The sequence below is a fragment of the Winogradskyella litoriviva genome (assembly GCF_013249065.1).
In the GTDB taxonomy this organism is placed as follows: domain Bacteria; phylum Bacteroidota; class Bacteroidia; order Flavobacteriales; family Flavobacteriaceae; genus Winogradskyella; species Winogradskyella litoriviva.
In genome coordinates this window covers 215,850-231,768 of the sequence record NZ_JABRWQ010000005.1, presented here as the reverse complement: position 1 = coordinate 231,768, position 15,919 = coordinate 215,850, and the positions used below count along the sequence as shown (strand labels likewise).

The following is a 15,919-nucleotide window of genomic DNA, read 5'->3' as shown; positions in this document are numbered from 1 at the left end:
TCACATTTAACACGAGATTCCTGCCTACACAGGAATTTATCCTTTCACCAAATTAGCAAAGTAATTAAACAACTCACCTTTTGTGATATTAGCACCAGACTGAATCATTTTAAAAATATCTAAATACTTATCGTCAGAGTAGTCTTTTTTAGCATTGAAAAACTCAACAGAATCTGACAATAGATTATCGCGCAACCAATTAAAACCTTCTTTGGTTGTAAAATCTACTCGTTTATTGTCAATTCTTAAAGCAATTAAACGCATGCTTTTTTCATTACATTGAAATAAATGAATTTGATTTGGAGAAATATGCTCTAAAAACTCCACTTTTTGTAGTACACCTAACCAAACTAAATCACTGAACACATCTAATTCTTGTTCGGCAGTTTCGGGTTTATTCTTCTTAATATCTTCCCACTCATCACCTGTAATGGATTGAGTAGCTAAAAAATTGATGAATTCTAGGTGTAATTCTTCAAATTGTTCTTTTGTTAATCTTGAATATTTCATCTGGTTAAGATTATTAGATGATTGTTATTTTAAAATTGTTTCAGAATTTAATTATTAATGGCTTTAAAAGCGGCAAAAGGCCTATCTGTTGCCATAATATCAGCTCCTGTTATCTTCCATTTAATATATAAATCGTCTCCTTTGGTTTGTGCACTTTTATCTAAATTCCCTAAAGTACCAAGCATACAAACGATATTATTATCATGCAAACGTTTAAAAAGTGATTCGTGAGATAAACGCGTTCCGGTAAAAGCTAACATATTTTCTGTAGGTATTTTTGCTTCTAAAAGTCTATTAAATTCTTCATTATTTCTTGCTGAAACAGATAACAGTAATTCTGGTGCTAACTGATATGCTGTTTTTGCTTGCTCCACATCATAAGTAATTATAATACTATTGTCTTGAGCATTTTCGTTACGAATAGTTTTAATAACATTTTCTTGCTTTACACTTCTTTTAATATCAATTGTTAAAATCACATTATTATTTTTGCACCAAGAAAGAATTTCTGTAAATAATGGAATTTTAAATTGAGTTTCATTACCATAATCATCAACCAAATAAAATTCTTTTAGCTCATTATAAGTTAAGCTACTTACTTTACCTGTTCCGGTTGTTGTTCTATCTATAGAATTATCGTGCATTAATACAAGCATTCCATCTTTTGTTTGTGCAACATCTACTTCGTATATAGCATATATATTTTCGTTAATATATTTAAGCGTTTCTAAACAGTTTTCAGGATAATTTAATAATCCTTTACCACCACGATGTACACTAATATTTGGATAATCTGAGCGAGAGGGCTTAAACAATTCAATCAATTTAGAAACTTCAATAGTTTCTTTTTTATCTGTTGAAGATTTACAACCTATAAAAGCACAAAGTATAAATATTAGGAGAAAATTTTTCATAATAAAGTAATAATAAAGACTTAAAAGGCAAAAAAATGAGAAGTCTAATTATGTCTAAAAAAAAGTTATAAAAAAACCGCTTAGAAAACTAAACGGTTTTTAATAATGTATTATAAAAGATTAAGCGTCAGCAATAACATCGAAAGTTAAATCTACTGTTACTGATCTGTGTAATCTAATTGCAGCTTCGTACTGACCTAAACGCTTAATGTTACCACCATTGATAGAAATAAATTTCTTATCAACATCGTGACCAGCATTTTTAAGTGCAGCAGCTAAATCTATAGTGGTAATAGAACCAAATAATTTATCTCCAGCAGTAGCACCTGTACCAGCTTTAGCTGTAATTTTAATCTCTAATGCTTTTAGAGCATCAGCCGTTTTTTCTGCTTCAGCAATAATTGCTTTTTCTTTGTAAGCTCTTTGCTTTAAGGTTTCTGCTAATACTTTTTTAGCAGAAGATGTAGCCATAATGGCATGCCCTTGAGGAATTAAAAAATTTCTACCATAACCGTTCTTAACAGATACAATATCGTCTTTAAATCCTAAATTTTCAACGTCTTGTTTTAATATAAGTTCCATTGTTATGATATTTTATTTTAATAAATCAGCTACGTATGGCATTAAGGCTAAGTGTCTAGCTCTTTTTACTGCCACAGATACTTTTCTTTGATACTTTAAAGAAGTACCTGTTAAACGTCTTGGTAATAACTTACCTTGTTCGTTTACAAAACCTAATAACCAATCTGCATCTTTATAATCTACATACTTGATTCCAGATTTCTGAAAACGACAATATTTTTTAGTTTTAGACGTCTCAATATTTAACGGTGTTAAATATCTAATTTCTCCGTCTTTTTTTCCTTTTGCTTGTTGTTCTATAGATGACATAATTATGCTTTTGCTTTTACTTTAAGTTTTTCTCTTCTTCTCTCAGCCCATGAAACAGCATGCTTGTCTAATTTCACAGTTAAGTAACGCATAAAACGCTCATCACGTCTAAATTCTACTTCTAAAGGCTCAATTGCTTCACCAGCAACTTGGTACTCAAATAAATGGTAAAAACCACTTTTTTTGTTTTGAATTGGGTAAGCTAATTTTTTTAAGCCCCAATCTTCTTTGGATATCATCTTAGCACCTTTAGAAACGAGGAAATCCTCATATTTCTTTACTGTCTCCTTTATCTGATCTTCAGATAAAACGGGATTTAAGATGAAAACAGTTTCATAATGATTCATAATAAATAATTTTGTTTATTGTTAAAACGGGTGCAAAAATACACATTTATTCTATAACTGGCAACATGTTTTGCAAGTACTTTTAGACCAATTAATTAATAGACTAAAAATCAAAAAAAAATTATGTTAATTAATACGGTTTGTCGGTAAAATTTGTTTTTTAACCGAATTTATCGTACTATTGTCGATATCTTAACCTAAAATTAATAATGTTATGACTTTAAACTGTGTAGTTGTTGATGATTCTGCGATTCAGCGCCTCTCTATAGTAAAGTTAATTGAGAATCATTCCTCACTTAATCTTATTGCAGAGTACAGCAGTGCGTTAGAAACAAAAAACGGTCTTAATACACATAAAGTAGATCTTATCTTCTTAGATATAGAGATGCCTGTATTAAACGGTTTTGAGTTGCTAGATGTACTCAACAACAAACCCCAAATTATTTTTGTTACCGGTAAAACCGAATATGCTTTTAAAGCATTTAATTATGATGCCACAGATTACCTTCAAAAACCAATTACTAAAGAACGTTTTAATACTGCCGTAGAAAAAGCTATTGAGCAGCACAAATTAAAACTGGACTTTAATGAAACGGATGGCGAACATATTTTTGTGAAAAGTAACCTTAAAAAACGTAAAGTTTATATTAAGGACATTAAATGGATTGAAGCTCTTGGTGATTATGTAAAAGTAGTTACTGAAGAAAACAGTCTTGTGGTTCTATCAACAATGAAAGCTTTTGAAAGCGAACTACCAGAAGGAAAATTTTTAAGAATACACAAATCTTATATTGTGAATCTCGATAAAATTGACCGATTTAACAGTAAAAATGTTGAAGTTGGCGCTTACGAAATTCCATTGAGTCGAAACAAAAAGACTCAATTAGTTGATGCTTTAAATAACATGTAGAACATTTACATTTATGATTTAAGCATTACATTATAATTTTAAAAAATCCTAAGCCATGGCTTAGGATTTTTTGGTTTTTACACCTCAAAAGTTGCCTTTAGGAGACTATTAGTTTTGGTTTCTTCAGCATATTAGTAGAATTAGATAATCTTTAATTAATTTTATTATCAAAAGTTTTTAATCTGCTAGTTCTATGTGCTTTTAGTAATTATCTACATTAATAATAACACGTACGGGTCTAAATTCTTTTACCGCATTAAAACTATTATCTATTTTACTAATTGCTTCTTTTGTTTTTACTAAGGATTGTTGATGTGGAATCTTTATTAAAACATTTTTATGATATAAATTACGGATTCGAGATACTGGAGGAAATTCTGGACCTAAAACATTAGACTTAAAATAGTGCTTTAACGATTTTGCAAACCAATCTGCTGCCATATTTACACGATTATAATCTTTATGCTTAAACGTAATTTTTATCAATCGATATATTGGTGGATATTTAAAATTATAACGCTCGTTCATTTGTTCTGCAAACATTTCTTTATATGCGTTTGTAGAAACTTGCTGCAATATGTTATGATGTGGATTATATGTTTGAATAAGCACTTTTCCTCGCAAATCGGTTCGTCCTGCTCTACCAGAAACTTGTGCCATTAATTGATAGCTACGCTCATGTGCTCTAAAATCTGGAAAGTTGAGCAAATTATCAGCATTCATAATACCAACTAATTTTACAAATCTAAAATCTAACCCTTTGGTTAGCATTTGTGTGCCGACCAAAATATCAATGTCGCGTTGCTCAAAACTATTTATAATCTTTTCAAAACCGTACTTTCCTCTTGTGGTATCTAAGTCCATTCGTGCTATTTTTTTATCAGGAAATAACACTTTTACTTCTTGTTCAATTTGTTCGGTCCCAAACCCTTTGGTATCTAATGTAGCATTTCCACAACCTTGACACGTTTTTAGCATTGCCGAATTATAACCACAATAATGACAACGCAATTGATCTCTATATTGATGATAGGTTAAACTGACATCGCAATTTGGGCATTGTGGTGAGGTACCGCAAGTTGTACACTCAATAATTGGCGAATACCCTCTTCTATTTTGAAATAATATAATCTGAAACCCTTCTTCTAAAGTTTCAGTCATTTCTTCTATAAGTCGGTCACTAAAATGACCTTTCATACGTTTACGTTTATATTTATCTGCTAAATCTACCAATTCAATATCTGGCATTAATACATTATTATAACGTGTATTTAATTCTACCAAACCATATTTTCCTTGGCTAGCATTAAAATAACTTTCTAAACTTGGTGTTGCCGAACCTAATAGCGTTTTTGCTTTAAATATATTTGCTAAAACAACAGCAGCATCTCTGGCATGATAACGTGGCGCAGGATCAAATTGTTTGTAAGATTGCTCGTGCTCTTCATCTACAATGATTAATCCTAAATTATGAAATGGCAATAATAAAGACGAGCGCGCACCAATGATAACTTGAGCTTTCTCAGAATTTGAAAGCATATTTTGCCAAACCTCTACCCTTTCGTTTCCTGAATATCTTGAATGAAAAACAGCGACTTTTTCTCCAAAATAATCTTGAAGTCTATTTACTAATTGCGTAGTTAATGCTATTTCTGGCAACAAGTACAACACTTGTTTTTCTATTTCTAGTTGTTTTTGAATGAGTTGAACATAAATTTCAGTTTTACCTGAAGACGTTACACCATGTAATAAGGCTACTGACTTTTCTTCAAAAATAGATTCAACCTCATCATACGCCTTTTGCTGTGCTTCACTTAATCGTTTGGCATCTGCATCACCTTCACCTTCAAACTGAACGCGGTCTACTTGTATATGGTACTCTTCTAAAATTTGTTTATCTATTAGTGCTTTAATTATACTTGTTGACGCTCCACTACGCTCTGATAATTCTGAAACTTTTATAGGCTGTTTTAAGGAAGCCTCCATAGTAAATAGCGTTAATACTACTTCTCTTTGTTTTGCCGCTCTGCTTAACTCTTCTAATAATTCTTGAAGTTTCTCTTGTGATTTATGATTGTGATGTAACTTAACATAGCGCACCAACTTTGGCGTGTATTTTTCGTAGAGTTCTTCTTGTAGGTTTAAAACACCTTTTTCTACTAAGCCATTAATTACAGGTAAAACACGTTTTTTATCTAAAATTGAAATAACATCATTAACTTTAAGAGATGATTGATGTTGTAAAGCCTCGTAAATTAAAAATTCTTCATCTTTCAATTCAGACTCATCAATAGGTACCTTTTCATTTTTAGAAATTATTGTTTCACTTTCTAGCAAAAATGCACTAGGCATGGCAGCTCTTAAAACCTCACCAATACTACACATATAATAATTTGCTATCCAATCCCAATGCCTCAGCTGATTTTCTGTAATCAAAGGCGAATCATCTAGAATTTGATGAATGGTTTTAGCATCATAAGCCGTTGGTGGATTTTGATGAATAGTATAAACTATAGCCGTATAAATTTTACTTTTACCAAATGGAACAGCCACACGCATTCCAGGTTTTAGGAATTGGGATTCTGCTTCGGTAATATGATATGTAAATGCCTTTTGAAGCGGAATTGGTAAAATGACGTCTATAAAATGTAGCATTATTTAATACGTTTCCAATATTGAGTTTTATAGAAAAAAGCTAAATAACCTCTTACCTGCAAAGTGTCTTCATCATCTTCAAATTTTAAACGACAGTCGTATGTTTTTCCGTTTTCAGGATTTAAAATGGTACCATCTTCGTAAACGTCATCATTCTTAGACAAACCATCAATAATAATTAATCCAATTATAGGTTGATTTTTTTTATCACCTTTACATTGCTTGCAAAGCGGGTTATTAGATTTTGGATTTATTAATTCTATAATTTTTCCATATATTTTTCCATCGCTTTCATAAATTTCAATAATAGACCTTGCTTTTCCTGTACTATCATCTATGGTTTTCCATTTCCCTAAAACAGATTGCGCGGAAAGACATGAAAACATAAAGAAAACTGAAAAAAGTACTAAAATATTTTTATTCATAATTAAAAATTAAAAGCTTTATATACCAAAAGTAATAGGATTAATTAAAAAACCATCCCTTTATGAGATGGTTTTCGATTTAAAAAAGCATGTGGCTTACAAAGTTTAATATTTATTAGTCGTTGTAATAAGGAATTTCCGAAAAACTTCCGTTGGTAATATTGTACGTTATATTAGTATCGTCATCTGTAGTTTTAAAACTAAATGTTCCAGAAATTGTTTCTGAAGATGCATTAATTGCTGAAATATGCAATGTTGCACTTACGGTTTGATCGGCATCAATATTTGTAGTGCTATTATCACTTTCAAATGCATATGAGCCAACTATTAAATCAGCAGACGAAGTAAATGTTGCACCAGATATAATATCCTCTGGACTATCAATAAAAACAACTACTCCAATAGCAGTAGTTTCTGAATTATCTGAAACACCATCTGTAGAGGCTGCTACACTAAAGGCATAAATAGTTTCTGTACCCACAGATTCCGTACTTAGTAAAGCACCTAAAGAATTAGGTCCAAACTCCCATGTTTTTGTTACGCCATTAATATCTGCTTTAACCTCACCTGCATCTTCAATAAATTGGTTAACAGCATCTTCTACATCACAACTAATTAATGTAATGGCCAATAAGAACAGTACTATTTTTTTCATAATGCAAAATGTTTGAATTTATAATTTAAATAATTTTTTAAGCGAAGTCGAGTCTTTTTTAACTTTAGTACTTGGCTTTGATTTATTGTCTGTTCTATTAACTTTTACAGTTTTTATCCTAGAATTTACATTTGAATTTTCTTTGTCTTCTACAGTGACATTGACTGGAATATTAGCTATTGTCCCACCAGATTTTTTATCTGCTAAAGCCCTTAATTTTGCGACCTCAGAATCTAATGCTCCAAAATAAACTTTATCGTAAATTTCAATGGCTTCCTTGTAGCGTTCTTGCTCTTCTAATACCCATGCCAATAACATCAGTTCATGTCTGGTTGAAATAGTATTTTCGCTATTTGGATTTAATTCTAAACTTTTAGCTATATCTGCTTCTGTTTCTTTAATGTTTCCTAACTTAAAATGTACTTTTGCTCTCATAAAATAAGCGGTTGCACTTGGTGTTAATGCTACCATTTGGTCGTATTTTTCTATTTCATCTTCTTTAGCATTTTCGCGCATAATGAGTAAGCTACTGGTTCTTAAAAAATTAATATGCTTGAAATAAACATCGCAGCTATATATTAATTCTGAAGGCATGGCTGATAATAAATCTTTACGCGCTAATTGCCCTTTTAAAAATTTTTGCTGTGTATCTTCTTCTATAATAGATGCATCAATTTGTGCAGCATATTTAGGCAATGTTTCTCGTAAACACCTTTTAAATGCATTTTCTGTAAGTACGCGTTTTAGACTTTCTTCTTCTAAACAATTACATACATCTGACCTAAAAGCGCTTTTATAATTTTGCGCATTAACAAACGATAAATTCAATACTAAAAGAATATAAATGATGTTAGTTTTCATTAAATTTTTAATTAAAATTAGTCTTCCTCTTCATCTTTTGTACCTACAAAATAGGTCTTAACAGCTGTCATACAAAACCTTAATGCTTTTTTTGAACGATTTAAATTTAGCGTAGCCTTAGCTTGTTTCATAAAAGAAGCATCGCTAATATCATCTACAATATCTGGGACTTCTTGCCATAGACTATCAACATTTCGTTCTGCACGTTCTATCAATTCATCTTCAATTTCTGCTGGTACTTCTACGCCTGCTTTTGTTAAACTATCGTATACAAACACCTTATGATAAAGTTCAAAAGAATGATTTACAAAATTATCTACGCTTTTAATCTTAGAGCTTCGTTTTGGTGGTTTTAGCCTATTTTCTTGCGACCAAACGGTACTCACAGAAAGAAACATAACCATTAAAAAAAAGGCGATTAGATTATACGATTTTGAATTAATTGTTTTCATATTGAGAGATTTTAATACTTTAATCATAATTTATAATACCATCCATAGTTAAAATGGTTTCATTGTCTACATTTATTACCGTTGTATTACTAAATATCACCTGTTTGTTTACTTTATCTACGCTAAAACCAGAACCGCAATCTGTATTATTTGCAGCGCTAATTGCTGGTGTAGCACAGACATATCTATACTCAACTCCATTTTTTAAAATGGTCATTGAAATTGTTTTTTCTGCTGAAGCATTGTCATCAGCATCAAACTGTGCGGCAACAATAATAAAGGCATTTGCATAATCTGAAGATTCTAATTCTCCGTTTTCAATCGTTGTATTTTTATCTAAAAGTACTACTGAACTAGATGTACCTGTTGTATCTAAAGCGTCAGAATCAATATTGCCAACAACTAAAGCGGTTCCGATTAACGAAGTATCTGTTCCTGATAATTGAATTGACCCAAAAACATCAGAATCTGAATCATCACTACTTGAACAATTAATGGAGAGTAATACAAATAAAGCGAGCATAAAAAAATTGCCTAAGCTATTTATTTTCATAATTCTAATTGGTTTTACTGATTAACTATTTGTTTAATAATTTAAAGTAACTTCATATCTCGTTTAGAACCAACAGACAACCTATTATCGTTGGTTCTGAATATATTAACGTTTAACTTGTAGCGTTTTTTTGACTTATAATTACTATTTTTAACCTAGCTATTAACCAAAATTATAAATGAGAAGACTCCTAACCATCCTCTTTTTAATGACTTCACTATTTTGTATTTCTCAGAATAAGATGCTAGACTCGTTAGAAAATGTTATCGATAATTACAAAACACAAGACACTAATTATGTAAACCTTAGAATTAAGTATGTTGCAAGAAAAATGTTTTTAACTCCAACAGATAGTACCTGGCGAGCATACAATCTTAAAACCTTAAAGATTTCTGAGCAACTTAATTATCCTAAAGGTATTGGGATATCTTATAATAATTTAGGGATAATTAAACACTACTTTCAATCTAAACCAGTAGAAGGTTTAGCTTACTACCAAAAGAGTTATGCCGTATTTGAAAATGAACCAAAATTTCAAAAATATGTAGTTGGCGTACTTACTAATATTGGGCTTATATATTTAGAACAACAAGAATACAGCAAAGCTCTAAAAAGTTTTAAAGCCTTATTGCATAACCCAGAAAACAAAAGTAAATTCAATACAGAATTTTATATTGCTAACGTTTTTGGTGAAGAAAAAAAATTAGATTCAGCTATATATTATTATAAAAAAGCTCTTGTAGGTGCAGAACAGATTAATCGTCCGTTATACATTGCAAATATTAAAACCAATCTAGGTTTAATACAAACTAATGCTGGTTTTTTAAAAGATGGCTTAACAACAATGAACGAGAGTTTAGATTTAATTGAAACCCATAACATTGAAGGTCTACGCGTTACAGCCTATACAAATGCAGCAGAAGTCTATTTAAAAAATAACGATATTGAAAAAGCAGAATACTATGCAACCAATAGCTTAAAACTAAATAAAGGTCTCCAAACTTTATCTACAAAAAACAGTGCGTTGGCAACATTAGCAAACGTATATAATGAAAAAGGAGATTATAAAAACGCATTAATTACATATAAAGAGCATATAATATTAAGAGATAGCTTAATCAATGCTGACCAAAAGCTTGAAATTTCAAGAAAAGAAATTCAATACCAAGCTGATAAAGATAGAGCCATTGCTCAAATAGAAATTGAAAGACAAAAATCCATAAAAAACACATCTATCATTGGAGGTTCTGGACTTGTATTAGCCTCAATAATTGGTTTTATTTTATACCGAAGAAAACAAGAAGCCGTTTCAAAATCTAAAGAAGCTGAGTTTAATGCTAAGGTTTCGGATACCGAATTAAAAGCGTTACGCTCTCAAATGAATCCACATTTTATTTTTAACTCCTTAAACTCTATTGGTGATTATATTCTTAAAAACGATACGCTGTCTGCTAGTGATTATTTGAGCAAATTTGCTAAACTAATGCGACTGACTTTAGAGAATTCAGAAAAAAAGGAAATACTGCTAAGTGAAGATATTTCACTACTAAGAACCTATATGGATATTGAGCGTAAACGCTTCAACAATAAATTTAATTATACTATAAAAATAGATTCTGACTTAGATGAAGATAACATTTTGGTTCCTCCAATGATTTTACAGCCTTTTATTGAAAACAGCATCATACATGGATTGTCACAAAAGGATAATTTGGGCCAATTAAAAATCGTTTATAAAACGGAAAACAACATGCTTATTTGTAGTGTTGATGATAATGGAATTGGCAGAAAAAAATCGGCAACAAATAAAACTAATGAAGATAATAAATCTATGGGAATGTCAATTACTAAAAGTAGAATTGAAATTATAAATAAATTAAAAAACACCAACGGAAATATTGAAATAATAGACAAAACTGAAGGTACAAGAATAAACGTTTCACTACCAATACAACTCGCTTTTTAAAATGATAAACACTATTATTATAGATGATGAAAAGCATTGTTCAGACCGCATTTTAAGCCTTATTGAGCAACATCCAAACACGTTTAATGTTCTCAAAGTTATTGATAACGTTTCTGATGCTTTAGACTTAGTACCTCAACAACAACCAGATTTAGTTTTTCTAGATATTAAAATTCATGATAAAACCGGATTTGATTTTTTACAACAAATAGAGACTATAAATTTCAAAGTGATTTTTACAACTGCCTTTGACAATTTTGCTATTAAAGCCTTTAAATATAGTGCCATTGACTACTTATTAAAACCAATTGATTCAGATGATTTTAATGCTTCAATTTTACGTTTAAAAGAAAACATAGCACATCAAAATATGGAGCAACAACTTCAGAATTTGTTTAAAAATCTCAAATCAAATCAAAAAAAAATTATTACAATTCCATCATTAACAGGATTTGAAACATTAAAAATTGAAGAAATTATTCATTTAGAGGCAGATACAAACTACACTCATATTTTTACAAAAGATGGAAAAACAATGGTTTCTAAACCTATTAAGTTTTATGAGGATTTACTAGATGACACTATTTTTTTTAAAACGCATAAATCGCATTTAATTAATTTAGAACATGTAAAGAAATACTTTAAAGGAAAACAAAGTTATGTATTAATGTCTAACGATGCCCAAGTCCCAATTTCAGTGAGAAAAAGAGAAGCGTTTTTAAAACATTTTATTTAATTAAATCTTCTAAATCTTTTAATTTAAATGGTTTTTTAGCCTTGGGATGTTTTCTTAAAAACTGAAGTGAAGCATTTAACTCATAACCTAAAAGTAAAATATTAGAGTTGAGCCATAAATAAAGTAATAGAATTAACAAACCTCCAATTGAGCCATAAAGTTCATTGTATTGCGAGAAATTATTGATGTAAATTCCAAAGAGAAATGACGTTAAAATTATAAGAAGGGTCGTTAGTAAAGCACCAACGGAAAAGAATCTCGATTTACGTCCTTCTCTAGTACCAAAATAATAAAGTGTAGCCGTTGCCAAATAAGTCATTACAACAAAAAACATATACTTTGCAAAAATCACCCAACCGACACCAGAATTGTCTTCGGATACCATTTCTTTATTGATGCTTTCATATAACGGCTCAATAACATAAATCTGAAAATACCCTAAAAAAGCAACCGTTAGCATTACCAAAATCGCTAAAATTAGGGCAATACCTAAGGCAAATATATACTGCTTAAAAACATTACGCGTAAGTTGCTGATGATAAGAGTTTTCAAAGCCAGAAAAAACAGCATTAACACCATTTGCCATTAAAAGCATAGACAATAAAAATACTGAAGATAACAAACCTCCTCCTCCATTACCACTAATGTTTTCAAATATATTTGTAAAGAAAAAATCTGAAGTTTGAGGCGGTAAAAATGAATTTAAAAAATCTAAGAATTCTGCCTGAAAATTATCTATTGGTATATACGGAATTAAGATAATCACAAACAGTAAAAACGGAAATATAGCTGTAAAAAAACTAAAAGCTATGGCACTTGCTCTAGTGGTTAGTGCGCCTTTAACAATTCCCATAATGTATAACTCCAACAAATCATAAATAGATAACCCTTCAAATCCTGGTAACCTAATCTGCTTAAAAAAACGCACAATTATTTTTATAACCGGAATTTTTTCTAATTTATCTTCAATGGGTTTGGTCATGGTTTGGCTTTTAGCTGTTGGCTTTCGCCTTTAGCTTATCACTATTTATCTATATCAGTAAAACAGAATATTACAACGTTATTTAAACCGCTTTTAAGCTTAAATCCTTATTGTAAACAGAATGCGTTAATGCACCAGATGAGATAAAATCTACACCACATTCTGCATATTTTCTAAGTGTGTTTTCATTAATACCACCAGAAGATTCAGTTAAGCATTGGTCTCCTATTAATTTTACAGCCTTACGCGTATCTTCGTAATTAAAATTATCTATTAAAATTCTATAAACTCCACCACAATCTAAAATTTCTTTTATTTCTTCTAGATTTCTTGCTTCTACAATAATTTTTAAATCTCTATTAGTATCTTTTAAATATTGTTTGGTAAGATTTATCGCTTTTGAGACACCTCCTGCAAAATCAATATGATTATCCTTAAGCATAATCATATCATAGAGCGCAAACCTGTGATTTTCACCTCCACCAATCTTTACAGCCCATTTTTCTAGCGCTCTAATCCCTGGTGTTGTTTTACGTGTATCTAAAATTTTGGTTCCTGTACCTTCTAAAATATCTACAAATTCTCTTGTTTTAGTAGCAATAGCACTCATACGTTGCATAGCATTTAATACTAAGCGTTCTGCTTTTAGTATCGATTGTGATGCTCCTTCTACATAAAACACAATATCACCATGTTTTACTCTACTTCCGTCTTCAATAAGTGTTTCTACTTTCATATCTGCATCTACGTAAGCAAATACTTGCTTTGCAAACTCCACACCTGCAATAACACCTTTGTCTTTAACTAATAGTTTTGCTTTTCCTTGAGCAGTAGCAGGAATACATGCTAATGAGCTATGGTCGCCATCTCCAACATCTTCTCGGATAGCATTAGAGATTATTAATTCTATTTCTTTATCGAATTGTGCTTTTGAAATCATTTGAATACATATTTGTTGTAAAAATAGGAATTGAAATTTGAAAATTTGAATAAATCTATCCTCAGTTGGAGTGAATTTATAAGTAAAACGAATAAATTTGCATAGAGAACCTTCTAATTATAGACTTCTCAATACGATTTAGAAAAAAATCGGAATCACCAGAAGTAAACATAAAATGAACATAAAACTTATAGCCATAGGCAAAACCGACAATAAAAATCTACAAGCACTCATTACGGATTATACCAAACGTCTAGGTTTTTATATAAAGTTTGAATTTGAAGTCATTCCTGATTTAAAAAAGGTCAAAAATTTATCTGAAGCTCAGCAAAAAGAAAAAGAAGGTGAACTTATTTTAGCCAAGACACAGACTTCGGATGTTTTAATTCTCCTTGATGAAAATGGTAAGCAACTAGATTCTGTTGCATTTTCTTCCTATTTGCAAAAACATATGAATTCTGGTATAAAAACGTTAATCTTTGTAATTGGCGGACCTTATGGATTTTCGGATGCTGTATATAAAAGAGCCAACGGAAAATTAGGTTTATCTAAAATGACGTTTTCCCATCAAATGGTACGCTTATTCTTTATAGAACAATTATACAGAGGGTTTACAATTCTTAGAAATGAACCTTATCATCATCGCTAAGAACTATAAACCCTCTTAAAATAAACGTCTTAATCTATTAATGTGTACTAAAAACTTCTTTTCTTTTTTTTAGTTGACGCTCTAAATCTTTAATGGTTTCTGTCATTGCCATTTCGTAATTCTTTTTATTTGATGTTGCAAAAAGACGTGGTCCTGGTAAACTTAATTCTATATTACAAATTTTACCTGTTTCGCGGTCTTTCTCGTCATGCTTAAAATATACTTGAGCAGAAATAAGAAACTCAAATTTGTTGGCTAATTTTTTTAATTTTTCTTCCGTTAATGCTGAAAGCGTTTCGCTTGTATCTATGTTTACGTATTGAAAATTTACAGTCATATTCTATATAGTTTAAGTTATAATTCTTTTGTCTAAGTTAACGATTTTAGTGAATTTTATTGCTGATAATTATCATAAATAATTGATAAAATTTATAAATCACTCCTAATTAAGGGACTAAAATCTTACTTATAATTTCTGTGAATTAGTATGTTTTTCGTTTACTCTTAAAGCGGTAACCAATTGCTAATTTTGCATTAGTAAGATTTAAACGATATCTATTATCGTAATCAAAATCTGTAGTATACAAACCGTTACTGTACGTGAGGCTTACATAATATCTATCAAAATTGTAACCTAATCCTATTAAGAAATCTAATTTATATAGCATAGGATTACTTGGCGTATAACTTTTACCTTCTACGGTAAGTTTTTTGTACATTAAACCCATTCCTGGCATAATATTAACAGTGGCTGTTATATTTTCTGGTAGTTTAAAATAAGATATAAAACCAGCTAAAACCCCAATGGTTACACCTTGAAATCGTTTAATACTACCTTCTTCGTTAAAATAAGGACTTGTGTCTTCTGTTAAAATACTAGAGTCTGAAGAAAAATAATCGAAACCTGAGAACAACCCAATACCTCCTGTCATAAAAATGTTGTCATTTCTTTTTTCTGCCAATCCGGCTTTTAACAAGGCATAAGAAAACTCTATATCATCAAAGGTGTATAAATAATTAAGACCAAAACTAATAGAGCGTAAATCGCTTATAAACTCAGCATCTTCATCAAAATTATTTTTAGCTGTAAAACCTTTATAAGTTTGTACATAAATATTAGAATAATGCCTATTCTTTATAATTGTTGTTCCTTGTAAATCAAACTTTTTGGTCGCCTCTTTATTAGCATTTTTAGGGTTAAAAGCAATATCTACTATAATTTTTTTGTTAGCAATACCTAAACCTAAACCATGTCTATTATTAGGCACAAACCTTGCTTTAGATTCACTATTTTGAATGCTAAACTTATTAGACTTATAATTGGTAAATAAACGAAATGAATAATTATCTAAATCTCTATCCACCAATAAAGAATCTAAATCTTCTAAATCTTGAGCAGCTGTTGCCAAACTGGTAAAACTAAGTACCAGAAGCACAAACCATTTTAAAACTGAAGTCCTATTTAAAAAAAAA

General features: G+C 30.3%; 19 protein-coding genes. 4 read left to right on the top strand and 15 right to left on the bottom strand.

Annotation, left to right across the window (positions count from 1 at the left end; translation table 11 throughout):
- Positions 1–36: 36 nt before the first annotated feature.
- The 5 genes from HNV10_RS12520 to rpsF form a co-directional block, all read right to left on the bottom strand.
- Positions 37–510 carry a DUF6495 family protein gene (locus HNV10_RS12520; RefSeq protein ID WP_173301725.1) on the bottom strand — a complete coding sequence of 158 codons (474 nt, stop codon included), beginning with the start codon at positions 508–510 and terminating at the stop codon, positions 37–39.
- 47 nt (positions 511–557) lie between these two features.
- The gene (locus tag HNV10_RS12515; protein WP_173301724.1) at positions 558–1,424 is read right to left on the bottom strand and encodes a glycerophosphodiester phosphodiesterase family protein; all 867 of its coding nucleotides are present in this window, start codon (positions 1,422–1,424) and stop codon (positions 558–560) included.
- Between the two features lie 120 nt (positions 1,425–1,544).
- Positions 1,545–2,006, bottom strand: a complete 462-nt coding sequence (gene rplI, locus HNV10_RS12510; RefSeq protein ID WP_173301723.1) for a 50S ribosomal protein L9 — start codon at positions 2,004–2,006, stop codon at positions 1,545–1,547.
- 12 nt (positions 2,007–2,018) lie between these two features.
- On the bottom strand, positions 2,019–2,318 hold the full coding sequence (gene rpsR, locus HNV10_RS12505) for a 30S ribosomal protein S18 (RefSeq protein ID WP_173280593.1): 300 nt from the start codon (positions 2,316–2,318) through the stop codon (positions 2,019–2,021).
- The gene (rpsF, locus tag HNV10_RS12500) at positions 2,318–2,662 is read right to left on the bottom strand and encodes a 30S ribosomal protein S6 (protein ID WP_173301722.1); all 345 of its coding nucleotides are present in this window, start codon (positions 2,660–2,662) and stop codon (positions 2,318–2,320) included. Before rpsF ends, rpsR begins: the two co-directional genes overlap by 1 nt.
- 214 nt (positions 2,663–2,876) lie before the next feature.
- Between rpsF and HNV10_RS12495 the strand changes: the two genes are divergently transcribed.
- Positions 2,877–3,572, top strand: coding sequence for a LytR/AlgR family response regulator transcription factor (locus tag HNV10_RS12495; protein ID WP_092443855.1), 696 nt, complete (start codon positions 2,877–2,879; stop codon positions 3,570–3,572).
- 201 nt (positions 3,573–3,773) lie between these two features.
- Here HNV10_RS12495 and priA read toward each other — a convergent pair whose 3' ends face one another.
- The 6 genes from priA to HNV10_RS12465 form a co-directional block, all read right to left on the bottom strand.
- Positions 3,774–6,227 carry a replication restart helicase PriA gene (priA, locus tag HNV10_RS12490; RefSeq protein ID WP_173301721.1) on the bottom strand — a complete coding sequence of 818 codons (2,454 nt, stop codon included), beginning with the start codon at positions 6,225–6,227 and terminating at the stop codon, positions 3,774–3,776.
- Positions 6,227–6,652, bottom strand: a complete 426-nt coding sequence (locus HNV10_RS12485; RefSeq protein ID WP_173301720.1) for a DUF2147 domain-containing protein — start codon at positions 6,650–6,652, stop codon at positions 6,227–6,229. Before HNV10_RS12485 ends, priA begins: the two co-directional genes overlap by 1 nt.
- A 115-nt stretch (positions 6,653–6,767) precedes the next feature.
- Complete coding sequence (locus tag HNV10_RS12480) at positions 6,768–7,307, bottom strand: DUF6252 family protein (RefSeq protein ID WP_173301719.1); 540 nt, start codon at positions 7,305–7,307, stop codon at positions 6,768–6,770.
- Between the two features lie 18 nt (positions 7,308–7,325).
- Complete coding sequence (locus HNV10_RS12475; protein WP_173301718.1) at positions 7,326–8,168, bottom strand: tetratricopeptide repeat protein; 843 nt, start codon at positions 8,166–8,168, stop codon at positions 7,326–7,328.
- A gap of 17 nt (positions 8,169–8,185) precedes the next feature.
- Complete coding sequence (locus HNV10_RS12470; protein ID WP_173301717.1) at positions 8,186–8,620, bottom strand: hypothetical protein; 435 nt, start codon at positions 8,618–8,620, stop codon at positions 8,186–8,188.
- Positions 8,621–8,639: 19 nt separating this feature from the next.
- Positions 8,640–9,173, bottom strand: coding sequence for a hypothetical protein (locus tag HNV10_RS12465; protein WP_173301716.1), 534 nt, complete (start codon positions 9,171–9,173; stop codon positions 8,640–8,642).
- 178 nt (positions 9,174–9,351) lie between these two features.
- Here HNV10_RS12465 and HNV10_RS12460 point away from each other — a divergent pair, with 178 nt between their 5' ends.
- Both HNV10_RS12460 and HNV10_RS12455 read left to right on the top strand, forming a co-directional pair.
- Positions 9,352–11,139, top strand: a complete 1,788-nt coding sequence (locus HNV10_RS12460) for a tetratricopeptide repeat-containing sensor histidine kinase (protein ID WP_173301715.1) — start codon at positions 9,352–9,354, stop codon at positions 11,137–11,139.
- A gap of 1 nt (position 11,140) precedes the next feature.
- Positions 11,141–11,875, top strand: coding sequence for a LytR/AlgR family response regulator transcription factor (locus HNV10_RS12455; RefSeq protein WP_173301714.1), 735 nt, complete (start codon positions 11,141–11,143; stop codon positions 11,873–11,875).
- Here HNV10_RS12455 and HNV10_RS12450 read toward each other — a convergent pair.
- Positions 11,868–12,857 carry a YihY/virulence factor BrkB family protein gene (locus HNV10_RS12450; protein ID WP_173301713.1) on the bottom strand — a complete coding sequence of 330 codons (990 nt, stop codon included), beginning with the start codon at positions 12,855–12,857 and terminating at the stop codon, positions 11,868–11,870. The genes HNV10_RS12455 and HNV10_RS12450 overlap by 8 nt on opposite strands.
- Before the next feature lie 82 nt (positions 12,858–12,939).
- Positions 12,940–13,797, bottom strand: coding sequence for a carboxylating nicotinate-nucleotide diphosphorylase (nadC, locus tag HNV10_RS12445; RefSeq protein WP_173301712.1), 858 nt, complete (start codon positions 13,795–13,797; stop codon positions 12,940–12,942).
- A gap of 175 nt (positions 13,798–13,972) precedes the next feature.
- Between nadC and rlmH the strand changes: the two genes are divergently transcribed.
- The gene (gene rlmH / locus HNV10_RS12440) at positions 13,973–14,446 is read left to right on the top strand and encodes a 23S rRNA (pseudouridine(1915)-N(3))-methyltransferase RlmH (RefSeq protein WP_173301711.1); all 474 of its coding nucleotides are present in this window, start codon (positions 13,973–13,975) and stop codon (positions 14,444–14,446) included.
- 37 nt (positions 14,447–14,483) lie between these two features.
- Here the strand turns inward: rlmH and hpf are convergent, their stop codons facing one another.
- Positions 14,484–14,783, bottom strand: coding sequence for a ribosome hibernation-promoting factor, HPF/YfiA family (gene hpf, locus HNV10_RS12435; RefSeq protein WP_173301710.1), 300 nt, complete (start codon positions 14,781–14,783; stop codon positions 14,484–14,486).
- 145 nt (positions 14,784–14,928) lie between these two features.
- On the bottom strand, positions 14,929–15,882 hold the full coding sequence (locus tag HNV10_RS12430) for a DUF4421 family protein (RefSeq protein WP_317166902.1): 954 nt from the start codon (positions 15,880–15,882) through the stop codon (positions 14,929–14,931).
- Positions 15,883–15,919: the final 37 nt, after the last annotated feature.

Excerpts from the sequence above, each read along its gene's own strand:
- rplI (WP_173301723.1), bottom strand. The coding sequence starts at position 2,006 with ATGGAACTTATATTAAAACAAGACGTTGAAAATTTAGGATTTAAAGAC.
- HNV10_RS12480 (WP_173301719.1), bottom strand. The coding sequence starts at position 7,307 with ATGAAAAAAATAGTACTGTTCTTATTGGCCATTACATTAATTAGTTGT.
- priA (WP_173301721.1), bottom strand. The coding sequence starts at position 6,227 with ATGCTACATTTTATAGACGTCATTTTACCAATTCCGCTTCAAAAGGCA.
- hpf (WP_173301710.1), bottom strand. The coding sequence starts at position 14,783 with ATGACTGTAAATTTTCAATACGTAAACATAGATACAAGCGAAACGCTT.
- HNV10_RS12520 (WP_173301725.1), bottom strand. The coding sequence starts at position 510 with ATGAAATATTCAAGATTAACAAAAGAACAATTTGAAGAATTACACCTA.
- HNV10_RS12495 (WP_092443855.1), top strand. The coding sequence starts at position 2,877 with ATGACTTTAAACTGTGTAGTTGTTGATGATTCTGCGATTCAGCGCCTC.
- HNV10_RS12515 (WP_173301724.1), bottom strand. The coding sequence starts at position 1,424 with ATGAAAAATTTTCTCCTAATATTTATACTTTGTGCTTTTATAGGTTGT.
- HNV10_RS12470 (WP_173301717.1), bottom strand. The coding sequence starts at position 8,620 with ATGAAAACAATTAATTCAAAATCGTATAATCTAATCGCCTTTTTTTTA.
- rpsF (WP_173301722.1), bottom strand. The coding sequence starts at position 2,662 with ATGAATCATTATGAAACTGTTTTCATCTTAAATCCCGTTTTATCTGAA.
- HNV10_RS12450 (WP_173301713.1), bottom strand. The coding sequence starts at position 12,857 with ATGACCAAACCCATTGAAGATAAATTAGAAAAAATTCCGGTTATAAAA.
- nadC (WP_173301712.1), bottom strand. The coding sequence starts at position 13,797 with ATGATTTCAAAAGCACAATTCGATAAAGAAATAGAATTAATAATCTCT.
- HNV10_RS12455 (WP_173301714.1), top strand. The coding sequence starts at position 11,141 with ATGATAAACACTATTATTATAGATGATGAAAAGCATTGTTCAGACCGC.
- HNV10_RS12465 (WP_173301716.1), bottom strand. The coding sequence starts at position 9,173 with ATGAAAATAAATAGCTTAGGCAATTTTTTTATGCTCGCTTTATTTGTA.
- HNV10_RS12460 (WP_173301715.1), top strand. The coding sequence starts at position 9,352 with ATGAGAAGACTCCTAACCATCCTCTTTTTAATGACTTCACTATTTTGT.
- rlmH (WP_173301711.1), top strand. The coding sequence starts at position 13,973 with ATGAACATAAAACTTATAGCCATAGGCAAAACCGACAATAAAAATCTA.
- HNV10_RS12475 (WP_173301718.1), bottom strand. The coding sequence starts at position 8,168 with ATGAAAACTAACATCATTTATATTCTTTTAGTATTGAATTTATCGTTT.
- HNV10_RS12485 (WP_173301720.1), bottom strand. The coding sequence starts at position 6,652 with ATGAATAAAAATATTTTAGTACTTTTTTCAGTTTTCTTTATGTTTTCA.